Below are 15,971 nucleotides of genomic sequence, written 5' to 3' on the forward strand. Positions count from 1 at the left end.
CAAGGCTCGATCCGGCATGGCAGGCTGGCGCAGGGCAGGCGACGCACGCCCGAGGAGACCCGCGATGACCGAGATACCCCAGACGATGCGCGCCCTCGTGGTGCCCGCGCCCGGCGCCGCCCCGCGCGTCGAGATCCGCCCGGTGCCGCGGCCCGGACATGGCGAGGTGCTGGTGCGCATCGCCGCCTCGCCGATCAATCCCTCCGACATGTCGACGATCGCGGGCGAGTACGGGATCGGCTGGCAATTCCCGCTTGTGCCTGGCCTCGAGGGATCGGGCCGGGTGGTGGCCGACGGCGGCGGGCTGCTGGCGCGCGCGCTGCGTGGACGCGCAGTGTCTTGCGTGGCGGACCGCCAGGGGCTGTGGGCGGAGTATGCCGTGACGCAGGCGGCGCGCTGCGTGGCGCTGCCGCGCGACACGGCCCTCGGGCCCGCGGCGATGAGCTTCGTCAACCCGCTGACGGCGATCGCGCTGGTCGGGATCGCGCGCAGGGGCGGGCACTGGTCGGCCGTCTCGACGGCGGCGGGCGGGGCGCTTGGCCGCATGATCCGCGCCCGCGCCCGCGCGCGAGGGCTGAAGATCATCGACGTCGTGCGCCGGGAGGATCAGGCCGAGGCGCTGAGGCGCGAGGGCGCGCGCCATGTCCTATCGACCGACCGCGACGATTTCGACGAGGCGCTTGCCGCCACCTGCCGCCAGCTTCGATGCAGGATGGCCTTCGACGCGGTCGGCGGCGGAATGACGTTCCGCCTCGGGGAGGCGCTGCGCGGGAAGGGGGAGATCGTGCTTTATGGCGGTCTCGCGCAGGAGGCGGCGCGCCTCCATCCCGGCACGATGATCTTCAAGGGCCTGACGGTGCGCGGCTTCTGGCTGTCGCGCTGGCTGGCCGGGCGCAGCCTTCCCGAACGGCTGTGGATGGCGCGGCAGGTGACGAAGGCGTTGCAGGGCGGCTTCGCGGAGAGCCGGGTGGCGGATGTCTGCGAGCTTGCGGACGCGCCCGAGGCGGTGGCCCGCCATGCCGCGCGGACGAGCGCCGGCAAGATCCTGATCGCGCCAGGGGCCGAGGACCTTGGCCTCGGCGGCGCAGGCGCGGCCCCTGAATGACCGGACCATAACGAAAGGACCGCCAGGCCGGATCGGCGTGGCGGTCCCTGAAGCTGGTGCGCGGCCGGTGGGCCGGTGGCCTTATTCCTCGGCCTCGCCTTCGCCTTCGGCCTCTTCGGCCGCGTTGTCGGCGCTCACCAGGCCCGAGGGCGCGGTGATGTTGGCGATGACGAAGTCACGATCGATCGTGGGCTTGGTGCCTTCGGGAAGCGGCACGTCCGAGATGTGGACCACGTCGCCGATGTTCAGGCCGCTGAGGTCCGCGACGATCTTCTCGGGGATATCGCCCGCGGTGACGAAAAGCTCGACTTCCGCGCGCACAACCGTCAGGACGCCGCCGCGCTTGAGGCCGGGCGACGCTTCGTGGTTCACGAACTCGACGGGGATGAAGAGGTTGACCTTCGAGGTGCGGCGCAGGCGCATCAGGTCGACATGCGTCGGCAGGTCCTTGACCACGTCGCGCTGCACGCCGCGGCAGATCACCCGCACGTCGTCCTGTCCCTCGACCTTCAGGTTGAAGAGCGTCGAGAGGAAGCGGCCGTCGCGCAGCCGCTTGATCAGGGCGTTGAAGGGGATCTGGATCGGAAGCGGATCGCCGCCGCCGCCATACACCACACCGGGCACCTTGCCTTCACGGCGAGCTTGACGGGCGGCCCCCTTGCCTGTCCCCGTCCGTGCCTCGGCGATAAGATCTGGAATCTCACCAGCCATTGCAATTCTCCATGTCTGAGGGGGCTGCCTCCAAGGGTGTCGGGCCCCGATGAAGCCGCGCGTATAGGCGAGATCGCCGCGAAAGAAAAGACGCAATGAGCGGGGGCGCGCGGCGCGTCCGCGTCAGGGCCGCACGGGGGGTAATAGAAGGCCGAACAGGGGCTGCGAGGACCCCGCGCGCCTGCGCTTGTGCACCCTTGCGGCCCGTGGCAGAGGCGTCCCATGGCCGTTCTCTCCGCTCTCCGCACCTCGCTGCGCCCGGTTCTGGGGTTCGTGGCGATGGGCCTCGTCTTCGGCAGCTTCGCCGCCGTCTTGCCGGTGCTGAAGGCCCGGATCGGCGCCGACGACGCGGTCTTTGGCCTCGTCCTTCTGGGCAGTCCGATCGGCCTTGTGCTGACGCTGTGGCTGGCGCCGGCCTTCGACCGCTGGCTCGCCGCGCTGTCGCTGCCCGCGGCGGCCGCCTTGACGGGGCTTTCGATGCTGGCCGTGGGCCTCGTCGGGGCGCCCGCGGCGTTCTTCGTGACGATGATCGTCGTCGGGCTGTGCTCGGGGACGCTCGACATCGTGTCGAACTCGCGCGTGTCCGAGCTCGAGGCGCGGCACCGCGCGCCCCTGATGAACGCCAACCACGCCATGTTCTCGGTCGCCTATGCCGCGAGCGCCGTCGCCACCGGCATCGCACGCGAGGCGGGGCTGGCCCCGGCCGCGATCTTCGCAGGCGTCGCCGCCGCTGTCGTCCTGCTGTCGCTGTGGATGCGCATGGAGGCCGCCGAGGTCGCCGAGACCGGCACCGTCCCCGCGGGCCTGCCGGGCGGCGCGGTCCTGCTGTGCGGGGGCATCGTCCTGATCGCCTACTTCGTCGAGGCGGTCGTCGAAAGCTGGTCGGCGCTGCACGTCGAGCGCACGCTTGCGGGCGGCGCGGCCGAGGGCGCGTTCGGGCCCGCCGTGCTGGGCCTGACGATGGCGGCGGGGCGTTTTGCTGGGCAGGTCGCGGCGGGGCGGTTCGCCGACGCCACCATCATCACCGCGGGGTCGGTCATGGCCTGCATCGGGGCCGGCCTCGCCGCCGCGGCGCAAGGCCCCGTGGTCGCCTATCTCGGCTTCGGGCTCATGGGCCTCGGCATGTCGGTGGTCGGTCCCATGGCGCTGGCGCTGGTCGGGCGGATCGTGCCGCCGTCCCGGCGCACCGCCGCCGTGGCGCGGGTCAACGTGATGGGTTTCGGCGCGTTTCTCATGGCCCCGGTCGTGATGGGGCAGGTGTCCGAAGCCTATGGCCTGCGCACGGCCTTCGCGGTGGTCGGCGCGCTTTCCCTGATCGCGCCGCTTCTGGCCCTCGTGCTGCGCGGGCGCTGGACACCGGGACCGGCCTGACGGCGTCTCAGGCGGTCTCGGCCTCGGTGTCCAGCCAGGCCTTGTGACGCTCCTCGTCGGCCAGCGCCTGGTCGAGGAACGGTCTTGCGTCCTCGGGGGCATGTGGGTTCCGCGAGGCCTTGAGGTAGGCCGTGACGGTGTCCGTCTCGTTCGCGCTCATCGCCTCGAGGATCGCGGCGTCGCCGCCCGTCAGGGATGCCATCCTGACCTTTCCGGTCGCCAGCAGCGACTTCATCGAGCCCTTGCCGGGATCGCGGGCGCGATGCGCCGCCGCAAGCCGGGCCAGTTCTTCCAGATGGCGCATGTGATCGTCGCGAAAGGCGCGCACCATCCGCGCGCGCGCCTTGTCCTGCAGCCTCTCGATGGCGACGTCGAAGGCTGCGATCGCGTCATGCTCGAGCCGGATCAGATGCTCCAGCAACGTCCTCGCGTCGCGTTCGCCGCCCTTCAGCGTCGCCATGTGCCGCGTCCTCCGGTTTCTTGCCGGGCAAACCCCGTACGGAGGTCGCGGGTTCCGCGCCTAGCGCCAGCGGGTCGTGAAATCCTCGGGCAGGAGCACGTTGTGCCGCCCGAGGTTCGCCACGTCCCGCTCGCCGCACAGCGCCATGGTGGTGTCGAGTTCCTTGTGGATGACCTCGAGCGCCTTGGTCACGCCCTTCTGGCCCATCGCGCCGAGGCCGTAGACGAAGGCCCGCCCGATCATGGTCCCCTTCGCGCCAAGCGCCAGCGCCTTCAGCACGTCCTGACCGGAGCGGATTCCGCTGTCGAGATGCACCTCTATCCTGTCGCCGACGGCGTCCATGATGCGCGGCAGCATCCGGATCGAGGACAGCGCCCCGTCAAGCTGCCGCCCGCCGTGGTTCGACACCACGATCGCGTCCGCGCCCACGTCGAGCGCCTTCTTCGCGTCCTCCTCGTCGAGGATGCCCTTCAGGATCACCGGCCCGTCCCACCACGAGCGGAACTCGCGGATCCTGTCCCAGTCGAGCGAGGGATCGAACGCCTCGGCCGTCCACGAGGCGAGCGAGGAGGGATCGGTCACGCCCTTGGCGTGGCCCACGATATTGCCGAAGAAGCGCCGGTGCGTGCCCAGCATCTCCAGCCCCCACGGCACTTTCGTGGCGAGGTTCAGCATCGTGGGGATCGTCAGCTTGGGCGGGGCCGAGAGGCCGTTCTTCACGTCGCGGTGGCGCTGGCCCATGATCTGGAGATCGACCGTGATGACGAGCGCCGAGCATTTCGCGTCCTTCGCGCGCGCGAAGAGCCGCTTCATGAAGTCGTCGTCCTTCAGCGTGTAGACTTGGAACCAGAACGGAGCGGAGGTGTTGCGCGCCACGTCCTCGATCGAGCAGATCGACATGGTGGAGAGCGTGAAGGGCACGTCGAACTTCTCGGCCGCGCGCGCGGCCTTGATCTCGCCGTCGGCCGACTGCATCCCGCACAGGCCCACGGGGGCGAGCGCGACGGGCATCGCGTAGTCCTGGCCGATCATCGTGGTCCGGGTCGTGCGTCCCGCCATGTCCACGGCGATACGCTGGCGCAGGCGGATCTCGTCGAAGTCCGAGGAATTCTCGCGGAACGTCTGTTCGGTCCAGCTGCCGGATTCCGCGTAATCGTAGAACATCCTCGGCACGCGGCGGCGATAGATGCGCCTGAGGTCCTCGATCTCGGTGATGACCGGCATGAAAGTCGTCTCCTCCGCGGTGGTCGGAATTTCGTAGCAATGGCGCGCGGGGACGTCCATGCGGCGAAATTGGTTTACAGTTAGTGCGATATCGTATTAAGTGATGCGAGATCGTATTAATGGAGCCTGCCATGACCCTTTCCCGCCGCAAGACCCTTGCCCTCCTCGGGGGCGGAACCATCCTCGCGGCCAGCGCCGTCGCGGGTTACACCCTCACCCGCCCCCTCGAGCGCGCGCTGGAGCCGTGGGAGGCCGCGGGCGGCTACCGGGATCCCCGCATGAGGGCGCTGAGCTGGGCGATCCTTGCGCCGAACCCGCACAACCGGCAGCCTTGGCTGATCGACCTGTCCCGGCCGGACACCGCGATCCTCCACGTCGACACGAACCGGCTTCTGCCGCACACCGATCCGTTCTCGCGCCAGATCGTCATCGGCCTTGGATGTTTCCTCGAGGTCATGCGCATGGCCGCGCTGCAGGACGGTTTCGCGGTGGACGCGGAGCTTTTCCCCGAGGGCGAGAGCGTCACGGAGCTGGACGGACGTCCGGTCGCAATCTGCCGTTTCCGGCCCACGAACGCCGCACCCGACCCCCTTTTCGCGGCCGTGCCGGACCGCCGTTCGCTGAAAGAGCCTTACGACACCGCCCGGCCCGTGCCGGCCTCGGCCATCGACACGCTGCGGGCCGCGGTGATCCATGGCACGCGCGCAGGTGGCACCGTCGCAGAGGCGGACGTGGCCGAGATGCGCAGCTTGAGCCACGAGGCGCTCCGCATCGAGATCGAGACCCCGCGCACCTACCGCGAAAGTGTCGATCTTTTCCGCATCGGCCGGCGCGAGGTCGAGGCGAACCCCGACGGGATCGACTTTTCCGGCCCGGCGTTCGAGGCGATGGCGCGCACCGGCCTTTTCTCCCGGGAGGTCGCCCTCGACACATCCTCGGTCGCATACCGGCAGGGCCTCGCCGCCGTCTTCGCCAACGCCGATACGGCGATGGGCTTCGTCTGGCTCGTGTCGGCGCAAAACACCCGCTCGGACCAGATCGCGGCGGGGCGCGACTGGGTCCGGGTGAACCTTGCCGCCACGATGCTCGGGATCGGGACGCAGCCCATGAGCCAGGCGTTGCAGGAGTATCCCGAAATGGCCGGGCTATATGCCGGGATCCATGACAGGCTGGCCCCCGACGGAGCGACCGTTCAAATGTGGGCCAGACTGGGCTACGGTCCGCAGGTGGGTCCCAGCCCGCGCTGGACACTGGAGGAGAAGCTTGTCGGGTGAGCCCGTCGATCCGCGCGATGTCTTCCGCGTCTTCAACGAGATCGCGATCATAGAACAACTCAGCCGCGCCCTGTTCGAGGCGCGGCTGCCGCATGGCGTGCTCGCCTCTCATTTCGGCGTTCTGAACCACCTCGTGCGGGTGGCCGACGGACGCACGCCGCTGGAGCTTGCCCGCGCCTTCCAGGTGCCGAAGACGACGCTCAGCCATACGCTGATGCTGCTGGAGCGGCGCGGCTGGATCTCGATGCGCGCTAACCCCGAAGACCGCAGGTCGAAACGGGTCTGGATCACGGAGGCGGGCCGCGCCTTTCGCGAGGACGCCATCGCCGCGCTCCTGCCGGACATCGAGGCGTTGCTTGGCCGCATCGACGGGACGGTTCTGGCCGAGCTTCTGCCGAGACTGGAAGAGGTGCGCCGCGTTCTCGACGACAGCCGGGACCTTGTCGGCGCCCGGCCGCGCGAGAAGCTCTAGCCCGCGCGGTGCGCGCCGTCGGCCAGGCCCCTCACGAAGGCCGCGATTTCGTCCACCGACTTGCCTGCCGCGATCTCGCCCACGATGGCCGAGCCGACGACGCAGCCATCCGCGACGCCGGCGATGGCCTCGGCGGCCTCGGGCGTCCTGATGCCGAAGCCCACGATCACCGGAAGGTCGGTCTGCGCCTTGATCCGCGCGACCTCGGGGCCGACGTCGGCGGCCTGCGCCTCGGCCGCTCCGGTGATGCCGGTGATCGAGACGTAGTAGACGAAGCCCGACGTGTTGGTCAGCACCTTGGGCAGGCGCTTGTCGTCGGTCGTGGGCGTGGCCAGCCGGATGAAGTTCAGCCCCGCCTTCTGCGCCGGGATGCACAATTCGTCATCCTCCTCGGGGGGCAGGTCCACCACGATCAGCCCGTCGATCCCGGCCTCCTTGGCGTCGGCGAGGAAACGGCCCACGCCGCGGGAATAGATCGGATTGTAGTAACCCATCATCACGATCGGCGTGGCGTCGTCTTCCTTGCGCAGCTCGCGCGCGATCTGCAGCGTCTTCTCCAGCGTCTGCCCGCCTTCCAGCGCACGCTGCCCTGCAAGCTGGATCGTCGCGCCGTCGGCCATGGGATCGGTGAAGGGCATCCCCAGCTCGATGATGTCGACGCCCGCGCGCGGCAGGGCCTTCACGATCTCCAGCGAGGTCTCGTAGTCGGGATCGCCCGCCATGACGTAGGCCACGAAGGCCTTGCGCCCCTCGTCCTTGAGCTTGGCGAAGGTGTCGTCGATCCGTGTCATGTCCTGCCCCGTCACGATGGTCCCGCGCGGGTTTGGGCCATGTGGCGCGGGAAATCAATGGCCGGCGGCGTCCGCGCGCCTTCAGGCCGCGCCGTCCTCGACCGACACCATCCAGCGCGTGCCGAAACGGTCGCGCACCGTGCCGAAGGCGGGGGTCCAGAACGTCGCGCCCATCGGCATCCCCACCGTGCCGCCCTCCGCGAAGACGTCGAACACGCGGTGCGCCTCGGCCACGTCGTCGAGCGCGAGGTGAAGCGACACGCCCTCCATGCCCGCGTCCTCGCCCGGCGGCGTGTCAGAGGCCATGACCTCGAAGGCGCCCTTTTTCAGGCCCGCGTTCATCACGGCGTCCGGGGGCATCCCGGCCATCTGCGCCTGGTCCTCGGGCGGCATGTCCTTCATCCGCACGAAATGCGGCGGGTCGGTCCCCAGCGTCTCGGCGTAGAACAGCATCGCCTCCTCGCAGGTGCCCGGAAAGAAGAGATAGGGGGTGACGTGCATCGCGCGCCTCCTTGTGCTGATACCGCCCCATCCTATCACGGTTGCGGTTGCCCCGCGCCCCCGCCCGCCTTAGAGATGCGGCGTCTTTTCGAAGGGGTGGTCTTCATGGGCTTCAAGGTCGGGATCGTCGGACTGCCGAACGTGGGCAAGTCCACGCTGTTCAACGCGCTGACCCGCACGGCGGCGGCGCAGGCGGCGAACTTTCCGTTCTGCACGATCGAGCCCAACGTGGGCGAGGTCGCGGTGCCCGACGCGCGGCTCGACCGGCTGGCCGCCATCGCGAAGTCGAAACAGGTGATCCCCGCGCGCATGACCTTCGTGGACATCGCGGGCCTCGTGAAGGGCGCGTCGAAGGGCGAGGGCCTCGGCAACCAGTTTCTCGCCAACATCCGCGAGACGGACGCCATCGCGCATGTCCTGCGCTGCTTCGAGGACGATGACGTGACGCATGTCGAGGGGCGGGTCGATCCTGTCGCCGACGCCGAGACCATCGAGACCGAGCTGATGCTGGCGGACCTCGAGTCGATCGAGAAGCGCCTCCAGAACATCGTCCGGAAGGTTCGTGGCGGCGACAAGGAGGCGATCCAGCAGGAGCGCCTGATGCAGCAGGCGAAGGCGATGCTCGAGCAGGGCAAGCCCGCCCGCCTCGTCGAGGTCGACGCCGAGGACGCGAAGGCCTGGCAGATGCTTCAGCTTCTGACGTCCAAGCCCATCCTCTACGTCTGCAACGTCGCCGAGGACGAGGCCGCCACCGGCAACGAGCAAAGCGCGCGCGTGGCCCGCATGGCCGAGGAGCAGGGGGCCGCCCACGTCGTCATCTCGGCCCGGATCGAGGAGGAGATCGCGCAGCTCGAGCCCGAGGAGGCGGGGATGTTCCTGTCGGAGCTCGGCCTCGAGGAGGCGGGCCTCGACCGGATGATCCGCGCGGGCTACGAGCTTCTGCGCCTCGAGACCTACTTCACCGTCGGCCCCAAGGAGGCGCGCGCCTGGACGATCCGCAAGGGCACGCACGCCCCGCAGGCGGCCGGCGTCATCCACGGCGACTTCGAGCGGGGCTTCATCCGCGCCGAGACGATCTCCTACGAGGATTTCGTGACGCTCGGCGGTGAGCAGGCCGCGAAGGATGCCGGCCGGATGCGCGTGGAAGGCAAGTCCTACGTCGTCAAGGACGGCGACGTGCTGCATTTCCTGTTCAACGCCTGAGCGACGAAGCCCGCCGCCACCCGCGCGCCGCGCGCGGCCCGAAGGCGGGCAATCATCCCTTGCGACCGACCGGACACTCGCCTAAACGGGTCGGCGGAGACGTGGCCGAGTGGTCGAAGGCGCTCCCCTGCTAAGGGAGTAGGCGGGAAACCGTCTCGAGGGTTCGAATCCCTTCGTCTCCGCCACCATACATAACGTGTTGTTATTGCGAGGCTTTTCCGGCGATGTCCAACGGCTTGTTGTCCAGCTTGGACCACAGAAAGGCCGAGAAAGACGACATGCGCTACCTCGTTCAGCCTCGCGGCCCCGGCAAGAGCTGGGTGTTCCGCATCGGGCCATCTCTATGGCGTCGCGGTCAGGGACGGTCCCCTCGTCTCGCGGCACCGCCCCTCGGTGGACGTCCTGTTCCGCTCGGTGGCGCAGGTCGCGGGGGCCAATGCCGTGGGCGTGATCATGACCGGAATGGGGGATGACAGCGCGACGGGCCTCCGCGAAATGCGCGATGCCGGGGCCGCGACCTTCGGTCAGGACGAGGCGAGTTGCGTGATCTACGGGATGCCGAAGGTCGCCTTCGACCGCGGCGCGGTCGAGAAGCAGGCGCCGCTGGACCGTCTGGCCGCCCTTGCCCTTGCGGCGGCGTCCTGAGCGATGGGGGCGCCGATCCACCGGCTTGCGTATCTTTCGGAAAGGCGCGTCGATGCGTCGGGCCTTGCCGCCATGCTGGACGCCGCGCGCGCCCGCAACCTCGCGGATGGCATAACCGGGATCCTCCTCGCCGATGCGAGCCATTTCGTGCAGGTGGTGGAGGGCGCGCGCGGAGCCGTCGCCGACCTTGCGCTGCGGCTTCTGAGCGATCCGCGGCACGCGGGCATCCGTGTCCTCGCCTCCGAAGAGGCCGAGCTGAAATGGTTCAGCGACTGGAAGATGCGCCTTGCGCTCGTGCCGTCACACTGCTTCGCGGTTTCGCGACGGGCGCCAACCGCCCGCCCGAGATCATGTTCGAGATGCTGATGCGCCACGCCGACGCGGCGATCGACCGGCAGCCCGGCGGCTGATCAGCGACCTGCAACGGCGCGAAAGCGGGTGCACAGGGTGCGGCAGGACCGGGCGGGCTGCGGCTGGGCGAGGGTCCGGCGGGCGGGTCGCGGACGGTGCGCATTGCGAACAGTGCGCGGCGCGGAGGGCGTGACGGCGCGGGCGCCGCGAGCAAGAGACGGGGAGGGTGACGAACGACGCGTGTCGCCGGGGGCCATGCGACGGACGGGGCGGGTGACGGCTGGTGCGGGGCGGGGCGGGTGAGGATTGACGCGTCTCGCCGACGGGCTCTTGGCGGGCCGGACGGGGCGCGTCACGGACGTTGCGGGTCGATGGCGGGCGTGCGGCGGACCGCATGGGCGGAAGACGGCGCGCGTCGAAGGCGGCGCGCGTCGAAGGCGGCCTGCGTCGCGAACGGTGGGCGGTGCCAGTCGCGGACAGGGCGGGCGCAGGCGCCGGTGCCCTTCATTTGCCGGGGGCACCTCTGACGATCTTCCGCGGCCGCGCGGTCCCCGATGCGTCGTGGGCTGATGCGGACCGGGCGCAGGGTCCGCGCCTCGCCACTGGCAACTGGGCGCTGCCGCTTCGGACATGCGCCCGCGCGTCCCGTGGCCCTTCCCCGCCCTTGGGCGCCCTGCCGCGTTCCGTGACGGGCGTGGGCATCCGCAGGGTTCCGCCACCTCCCATCGCCATGCGCGACGGCCGCCGGATGTCCGCGCTCGCGTCTCGGCGTCCAGTCGTCCAGGCCTTCCCGCGGACCTGAACCACGCAAGAAACCCGGCCCTGCGCAGCGCCGTCTCGGCCTCGTGGGGCGGGGTCTTCGCGCCGCACCGAGCCCCTTTTGAAACTTTCCCGAACTTTTTTTGAACGCTTCGGCCCCGGTCTCCGACCCATGGCTGTAACGCGGCGAGCCCGCATCAATCGAACCCGACGGAGACCAAATCATGACGCGCACGACCACCGGAACCGCAATCCTTCGCACCCTTGCCGCCGCCGGCACGCTCGGGCTTCTGCCGATGGCGAGCACCCCCGCGCAGGCCAGCGCCCTGTCCGACTGCTACGACTCGATCATGGTGCAGTGCCCCGAGTCGCTGACGCCCTACGAGCAGTGCATCGGCGAGGGCTTCGACCTTTGCGACAACCAGCACGAGCAACCGCTCGAGGCCGGCGCCCTCGACCTCGATTTCCTGCCCCCCGGACAGCGGCGCGTCGTGCGCGAGGTCCTGCGCGAGCGGGGCGTGCCCATCCTCGTCTACCGTGGCCCGAGCAATTCCGACCGCGGCGAGGACGACCGCAACGGTGGATCCCGCGGCAGCGACCGTGGCGGCGACAGCGGACGCGGCGACAGCGGACGCGACGACGCCGGGCGCGACAGCGGCGCCTCGGCGGCTCCGGGCCGATAGGACGGCGCAGCGGCCGGCCCCGATCGAAAGACCGGCGGGCCGGCCGTCACGCGATCGACCAATCCAACGAGGGATGACCTCATGGTTCGCTTCATTCATGCCGCCGCTTCCCCGCTGGCCGCGGGCCCCGCGCTGGCTGGGGAGGGGGCCCGCACCTGCCACAGCCGTCATGCCGGCCGTTTCGACATCCGACTGGACCGGCGGTCGTGCAGGCCTGCAATTCGGCCTCACCGACGGCGCCGCCGAAGGCGGCAGCCCGTTCGATGACCGGGGCGTGCTGCAGGCGGAACGCGCCCTCTTCCCACGCCGAAGGGTGTCCCTGCCTTCCCGGCCCGAGCGGCTGCGTCAGCTTTCGCGCAGGAGGGCGGCCATGACGGCCGAGCGGTTCAGCATCCCGGCCAGCTTGCCGTCCTCGAGCACGGGCAGCACGCGGTGGGGCAGCGACAGGAACACTTCGGCTGCGCGCACCATGTCCTCGGACGCCTCGATCGTGACCACGTTTCGCGAAAGGTGTTCGGACACGGTGCCCCGCCATTCCTGGTAGTAGCTCGCGTGGAGGACCGACCGGAAGCAGTCCTTCTCGGTCAGGATCCCGCACAAGGCTCCGTCCGCCTCGACGACCGGGGCGGCGCTTGCACCGCTTGCGACGAGCGCCGCGACGGCCTGCCGGATCGGATCGCCCGGCGACAGCCTGACGATGTCGGTTTCCATGCCCGCGCGGACCTTCAGGGCCTCGGTCATGGGTCCCGCTCCGCGTCCGCCTGCCTCTTGCGGGGGCAGGCGGCGCAGGCGTCGCCCGCCATGCAGGACGCGCCGCCGCAGCTGCCCCGCACCGGCCCGCGCCCCAGCGCCAGCCCAAGCCCGAGACCGCCGGCCGCAAGCACGAACACAAGGGTTGCAAGGATCATTTCCATCGGCAGCGCTCCGTTCCGTCGTCTTCGTTCATCGCAGGAAGCCCCCGATCGCGCCGGTTTCCTCCTGCACCAGCCGCCCGTCCCGCGCGATCAAGAAGAGGGCGGGAAGGTCCATCGCCCGGGCCAGCGCCGGCCCCGCCCCGGCGCCCGCCGCGAAGAGGGCCGTCGCCCAGGCATCGGCGCGCATCGCCTCCCGGTGCAGCACCGAGACCGAGCGGAGCGCGCCGGCGGCGGGCCGGTCGGTCAGTGGGTCGACGATGTGTCCATAGGTGCCGCCGCCGACCGCGTAGGATTGCCACGTCAGGCCCGAGGTCGCGACCGCCATGTCCGGAAGCTCCAGCACCGCGACGGTGCCGTCCGGGGCGGCGGGGTTTTCCACCGCGACCCGCCAGGGCCTGCCCGAGGGGTGGTCCCCGATGCCGCGCATCTCGCCGCCGAGATCCAGGAGGGCCCGCTCGTGCCCTGCTGCGCGCACGACCTCCGCCATCCGGTCGAGCGCCCATCCCTTCGCGATGCCGCAGAGATCGAGCGTGGATCCCGCCCGCGCCTTCTCGACCGCACGATCCCTGGCCGAAAGGTCGCGCCAGTCGCCCGCCGCGTCGCCCTCGATCGGGCCGAAGCCCCACCGCGCCACGAGCGGCCCGACCGTGGGATCGAAGCGCCCCGCGCTCGCCTCGGCGATCTCCAGCGCCACCCGGCAGACCGTGGCGGTGTCGGCCGATACCGCGTGACGTCCCGGCGGGGCCCGGTTCACGATCGCGATCTCGCTGTCGGGCCGCCACGGCGACATCTGCCGGTCGATCCCGGCGAGGAGCCTGTCGATCGCGGGCCGCAGCCGTTCCAGACCGGCGCCCGCGGGTGCGGTGACGGACCACGTCGTGGCGAAGGCGCGCCCCTCGATCCGCTCGATCGCCTCGGTCCCGCCGAGGGCGAGGCCCGGCATGGCGAGCGCGGCCGCGCTCATCCGCAGAAGGCCGCGCCGGTCGATCCCCTGTCGTGTCGCTGTCATGGCTCAGACTCCGAAATCGTCGTTGAAGATGTTGCGCGGCTCGACGCCCAGCCGGGTGAGCGTCGAGAGAACGGCCGAGATCATCACCGGCGGCCCGCAGAGGTAGTATTCGCAATCCTCGGGGGCGGGGTGCGCCTGCATCTCGCGCCAGAGCGTCTCGTGGATGAAGCCCGTGGCCCCGGTCCAGCGGTCGCCGGGCGCGGGATCGGACAGAGCGGGCGTGAAGCTGAAGTTGGGATGCGCCCGGCGAAGCGCGTCGAATTCTTCGGTGTAGAACAGGTCGACCGCCGAGCGCGCCCCGTAGAAGTAGCGGATGCGGCGGGTCGACCCGGCGCCGAGTTCCTGGTGGATCATCGCCCTGAGGGGCGCCATTCCGACACCGCCGCCGATGAAGACCATCTCGCGCCCGGTGTCCTGCACGCGGAAGTCGCCGAAGGGCCCCGAGACGTCCACCGGGTCGCCCTCCGCCACGGAAAACAGCCATGACGAGACGACGCCCGGCGGGATTTCGTCCTCGCGGCCGGGGGGCGGCACGGCGAGGCGGATGTTGAAGACGGCGGCGCGGGCATCCTCGGGGCGGTTTGCGACCGAGTAGGCGCGGGTCACGGCGCTGTCGGAGGCGATGCGCAGGCGGTTCCAGCCCGACATCTCCCAGACCTCTCGGAAGGCCTCGGGCAGGTCCAGCGTCGAGAAGTCGAGGCGGTAGGGCGGCGCGGTGATCTGCATGAACTCGCCCGCGCGGTAGTCGAAGGGCTGCCCCTCGGGCAGATCGAGCACGATCTCGCGGATGAGGGGCGCCAGCATCCGCGCCGTGTGGACGCGCGCGGTGAAGCCGCCGCCCGCGGCCATGACGTCCTGCGGCACCGTCACCGCGCAGTCGCCCCGCAGGCTCGTCTGGCAGGCGAGACGGACATGGTCGCGCCGCTCGCGCGCCGAGAGGATGCCGCGCTCGGTCGCCTGCGGCTCGCCCGCGCCCTCGCCGGTCACGGTGACGCGGCAGAGCCCGCAGGTCCCCGATCCGCCGCAGGCCGCCGGGATGCCGATGCCGCCGCCATGCAGAACGCCCAGAAGCTTTTCGCCGCGCTCGGCCTCAAGGCGCGTGGTGCCGTTCACCGTCACCTCGATCGCGCCTCCGGGAACAAGCTTCCGGCGCGCCGCCAGAAGCCCCAGGGTCAGGCCGGTGACGAGCAGGATCAGGACAAGGCTGCCGACGAGGATCTCGGTCATTGGACGGCCATCAGCGCGAAGGACGCGAAGCCCAGGGACATGAGCCCGGACAGGATGAAGGTGATGCCGAGGCCGCGCAGGCCCGCCGGCAGGTCGGCATAGGCCAGCCGCGAGCGGATCGCGCTCAGCATCACGACGGCGACCGCGAAGCCGAAGCCCGAGCCGAGGCCGAAGACGACCGATTGCGGCAGCGTGTAGCTTCGCTCGACCATGAAGAGGCTGCCGCCGAGGATCGCGCATTGCACGGTCAGAAGCGGCAGGAACACCCCGAAGGCCGCGTGGATCGCCGGGAAGAACCGGTCGAGCACCATTTCGAGCAATTGCACCGTGGCCGCGATCACGCCGATGAACGCGATCAGCGAGAGATGGGACAGGTCGAGCTCGGGCATCCCCGCCCAGGCCCATGCGCCGGGGGCGAGAAGCCCGTCGTAGATGACCTGGTTGAGGGGCACCGTGACGCCGAGGACGCCCGTGATGGCGACGCCCAGGCCCAGCGCCGCCTCGGGGCGGCGCGACAGCGCGATGAAGGTGCACAGGCCGAGGAACAGCGTCAGCGGCATGTTGGAGACGAAGCTCGCCTCGAGGAAAAGGGTCCAGAGCCCGCTCATTCCGCCGGCTCCCGCGCCCTTGGCGGTGCAAATTCGGGAGCCTCGGCCTGTTCGGTCCTGACCGAGCGGATCGCCCAGACGAGGATGCCGAGGAGGAAGAAGGCGCTGGGCGCGAGCAGCATGAGACTGAGCGGGGTGAACCATCCGCCGTCCTCGGCCAGCGGCAGGACGGTGCGGCCCATAAGCTGGCCCTGCCCGAAAAGCTCGCGCGTGGCGCCGATCACGATCAGGATCAGCGAATAGCCCAGCCCGTTGCCGAAGGCGTCCACCATGGCGGGGACGGGCGGGTTGTGGCGCGCGAAGGATTCCGTGCGCCCCAGCACGAGGCAGTTCGTCGTGATGAGCGCGACATAGACCGACAGCGCCTGGCTGATCTCGAAGAGGTAGGCCTGCAGCACCTGGTCGATGACGATGACGAGCGACGCGACGATGACGATCTGCACGATGAGGCGGATCGTGTCGGGGATGTGCCGGCGGATCACGCTGATGATGCCGGCCGACAGCGTCAGCACCACGGTCAGCGCCGCCGACATCGTCAGCGCGGTCGGCAGCGACGTCGTGACCGCCAGCGCCGAGCACAGCCCGAGGATCTGGAGCGTCACCGGGTTTTCGCGCACCAGCGGCGTGGTGAGGATGGTCCAGAGGTGCGGGCCGCGCGCCATG

18 protein-coding genes, 1 tRNA gene and 1 pseudogene are annotated in these 15,971 nt (G+C 70.2%); 9 read left to right on the top strand and 11 right to left on the bottom strand.

Features of this window, described 5'->3' with window-relative positions:
* Window positions 1-64: 64 nt before the first annotated feature.
* Complete coding sequence (locus P6F26_RS02540) at window positions 65-1,105, top strand: zinc-binding dehydrogenase (RefSeq protein ID WP_278027072.1); 1,041 nt, start codon at window positions 65-67, stop codon at window positions 1,103-1,105.
* Between the two features lie 81 nt (window positions 1,106-1,186).
* Here P6F26_RS02540 and P6F26_RS02545 read toward each other — a convergent pair whose 3' ends face one another.
* On the bottom strand, window positions 1,187-1,816 hold the full coding sequence (locus tag P6F26_RS02545) for a 50S ribosomal protein L25/general stress protein Ctc (protein ID WP_278027073.1): 630 nt from the start codon (window positions 1,814-1,816) through the stop codon (window positions 1,187-1,189).
* A gap of 222 nt (window positions 1,817-2,038) precedes the next feature.
* On the opposite strand from P6F26_RS02545, the gene P6F26_RS02550 reads away from it, so the two are divergent.
* Complete coding sequence (locus P6F26_RS02550; protein ID WP_278027074.1) at window positions 2,039-3,187, top strand: MFS transporter; 1,149 nt, start codon at window positions 2,039-2,041, stop codon at window positions 3,185-3,187.
* Between the two features lie 7 nt (window positions 3,188-3,194).
* On the opposite strand, the gene P6F26_RS02555 is transcribed toward P6F26_RS02550, so the two are convergent.
* Complete coding sequence (locus tag P6F26_RS02555) at window positions 3,195-3,647, bottom strand: ferritin-like domain-containing protein (RefSeq protein WP_278027075.1); 453 nt, start codon at window positions 3,645-3,647, stop codon at window positions 3,195-3,197.
* A gap of 60 nt (window positions 3,648-3,707) precedes the next feature.
* Window positions 3,708-4,871: an alpha-hydroxy acid oxidase gene (locus P6F26_RS02560; RefSeq protein ID WP_278027076.1), complete on the bottom strand. Its 1,164-nt coding sequence runs from the start codon at window positions 4,869-4,871 to the stop codon at window positions 3,708-3,710.
* Window positions 4,872-5,002: 131 nt separating this feature from the next.
* Here P6F26_RS02560 and P6F26_RS02565 point away from each other — a divergent pair, with 131 nt between their 5' ends.
* Together P6F26_RS02565 and P6F26_RS02570 are read left to right on the top strand one after the other, a co-directional pair.
* Window positions 5,003-6,145: an Acg family FMN-binding oxidoreductase gene (locus P6F26_RS02565; protein ID WP_278027077.1), complete on the top strand. Its 1,143-nt coding sequence runs from the start codon at window positions 5,003-5,005 to the stop codon at window positions 6,143-6,145.
* Window positions 6,135-6,617 carry a MarR family winged helix-turn-helix transcriptional regulator gene (locus tag P6F26_RS02570; protein ID WP_278027078.1) on the top strand — a complete coding sequence of 161 codons (483 nt, stop codon included), beginning with the start codon at window positions 6,135-6,137 and terminating at the stop codon, window positions 6,615-6,617. The genes P6F26_RS02565 and P6F26_RS02570 overlap by 11 nt, the downstream gene beginning before the upstream one ends.
* Here P6F26_RS02570 and trpA read toward each other — a convergent pair.
* Window positions 6,614-7,408 carry a tryptophan synthase subunit alpha gene (gene trpA / locus P6F26_RS02575; RefSeq protein WP_278027079.1) on the bottom strand — a complete coding sequence of 265 codons (795 nt, stop codon included), beginning with the start codon at window positions 7,406-7,408 and terminating at the stop codon, window positions 6,614-6,616. The two genes, P6F26_RS02570 and trpA, sit on opposite strands and share 4 nt — an antisense overlap.
* 81 nt (window positions 7,409-7,489) lie before the next feature.
* A complete protein-coding gene (locus P6F26_RS02580; RefSeq protein ID WP_278027080.1) occupies window positions 7,490-7,909 on the bottom strand; it encodes a VOC family protein in 420 nt (139 codons plus the stop codon).
* 105 nt (window positions 7,910-8,014) lie between these two features.
* Between P6F26_RS02580 and ychF the strand changes: the two genes are divergently transcribed.
* The 5 genes and pseudogenes from ychF to P6F26_RS02605 all read left to right on the top strand — a co-directional run bounded on the left by ychF (window position 8,015) and on the right by P6F26_RS02605 (window position 11,550).
* A complete protein-coding gene (gene ychF, locus P6F26_RS02585) occupies window positions 8,015-9,112 on the top strand; it encodes a redox-regulated ATPase YchF (RefSeq protein WP_278027081.1) in 1,098 nt (365 codons plus the stop codon).
* 95 nt (window positions 9,113-9,207) lie between these two features.
* Window positions 9,208-9,297, top strand: a tRNA-Ser gene (locus tag P6F26_RS02590).
* A gap of 157 nt (window positions 9,298-9,454) precedes the next feature.
* A pseudogene (locus P6F26_RS02595) lies at window positions 9,455-9,757 on the top strand (CheB methylesterase domain-containing protein); the annotation flags it as partial.
* A gap of 3 nt (window positions 9,758-9,760) precedes the next feature.
* Complete coding sequence (locus tag P6F26_RS02600; RefSeq protein ID WP_278027082.1) at window positions 9,761-10,123, top strand: BLUF domain-containing protein; 363 nt, start codon at window positions 9,761-9,763, stop codon at window positions 10,121-10,123.
* A 968-nt stretch (window positions 10,124-11,091) separates the two neighbouring features.
* Entirely contained in the window at window positions 11,092-11,550 is a 459-nt protein-coding gene (locus P6F26_RS02605) for a hypothetical protein (protein ID WP_278027083.1), read from the top strand.
* Between the two features lie 345 nt (window positions 11,551-11,895).
* Here P6F26_RS02605 and P6F26_RS02610 read toward each other — a convergent pair whose 3' ends face one another.
* From P6F26_RS02610 to P6F26_RS02635, 6 genes are read right to left on the bottom strand one after another with little or no spacing between them, the layout of a single operon-like run.
* The gene (locus P6F26_RS02610; protein WP_278027084.1) at window positions 11,896-12,291 is read right to left on the bottom strand and encodes a CBS domain-containing protein; all 396 of its coding nucleotides are present in this window, start codon (window positions 12,289-12,291) and stop codon (window positions 11,896-11,898) included.
* Complete coding sequence (locus P6F26_RS02615) at window positions 12,288-12,464, bottom strand: hypothetical protein (protein ID WP_278027085.1); 177 nt, start codon at window positions 12,462-12,464, stop codon at window positions 12,288-12,290. The genes P6F26_RS02610 and P6F26_RS02615 overlap by 4 nt, the downstream gene beginning before the upstream one ends.
* Before the next feature lie 28 nt (window positions 12,465-12,492).
* Window positions 12,493-13,473 carry an FAD:protein FMN transferase gene (locus P6F26_RS02620; protein ID WP_278027086.1) on the bottom strand — a complete coding sequence of 327 codons (981 nt, stop codon included), beginning with the start codon at window positions 13,471-13,473 and terminating at the stop codon, window positions 12,493-12,495.
* A gap of 3 nt (window positions 13,474-13,476) precedes the next feature.
* Entirely contained in the window at window positions 13,477-14,700 is a 1,224-nt protein-coding gene (gene nqrF, locus P6F26_RS02625; RefSeq protein WP_278027087.1) for an NADH:ubiquinone reductase (Na(+)-transporting) subunit F, read from the bottom strand.
* The gene (nqrE, locus tag P6F26_RS02630) at window positions 14,697-15,308 is read right to left on the bottom strand and encodes an NADH:ubiquinone reductase (Na(+)-transporting) subunit E (protein WP_278027088.1); all 612 of its coding nucleotides are present in this window, start codon (window positions 15,306-15,308) and stop codon (window positions 14,697-14,699) included. The genes nqrF and nqrE overlap by 4 nt, the downstream gene beginning before the upstream one ends.
* Window positions 15,305-15,970 carry an NADH:ubiquinone reductase (Na(+)-transporting) subunit D gene (locus P6F26_RS02635; protein WP_278027089.1) on the bottom strand — a complete coding sequence of 222 codons (666 nt, stop codon included), beginning with the start codon at window positions 15,968-15,970 and terminating at the stop codon, window positions 15,305-15,307. Before P6F26_RS02635 ends, nqrE begins: the two co-directional genes overlap by 4 nt.
* Between the last annotated feature and the right edge of the window lies 1 nt (window position 15,971).

Origin of the sequence: Roseicyclus salinarum, from assembly GCF_029624655.1 — a bacterium.
Classification (GTDB): domain Bacteria; phylum Pseudomonadota; class Alphaproteobacteria; order Rhodobacterales; family Rhodobacteraceae; genus Roseibacterium; species Roseibacterium salinarum.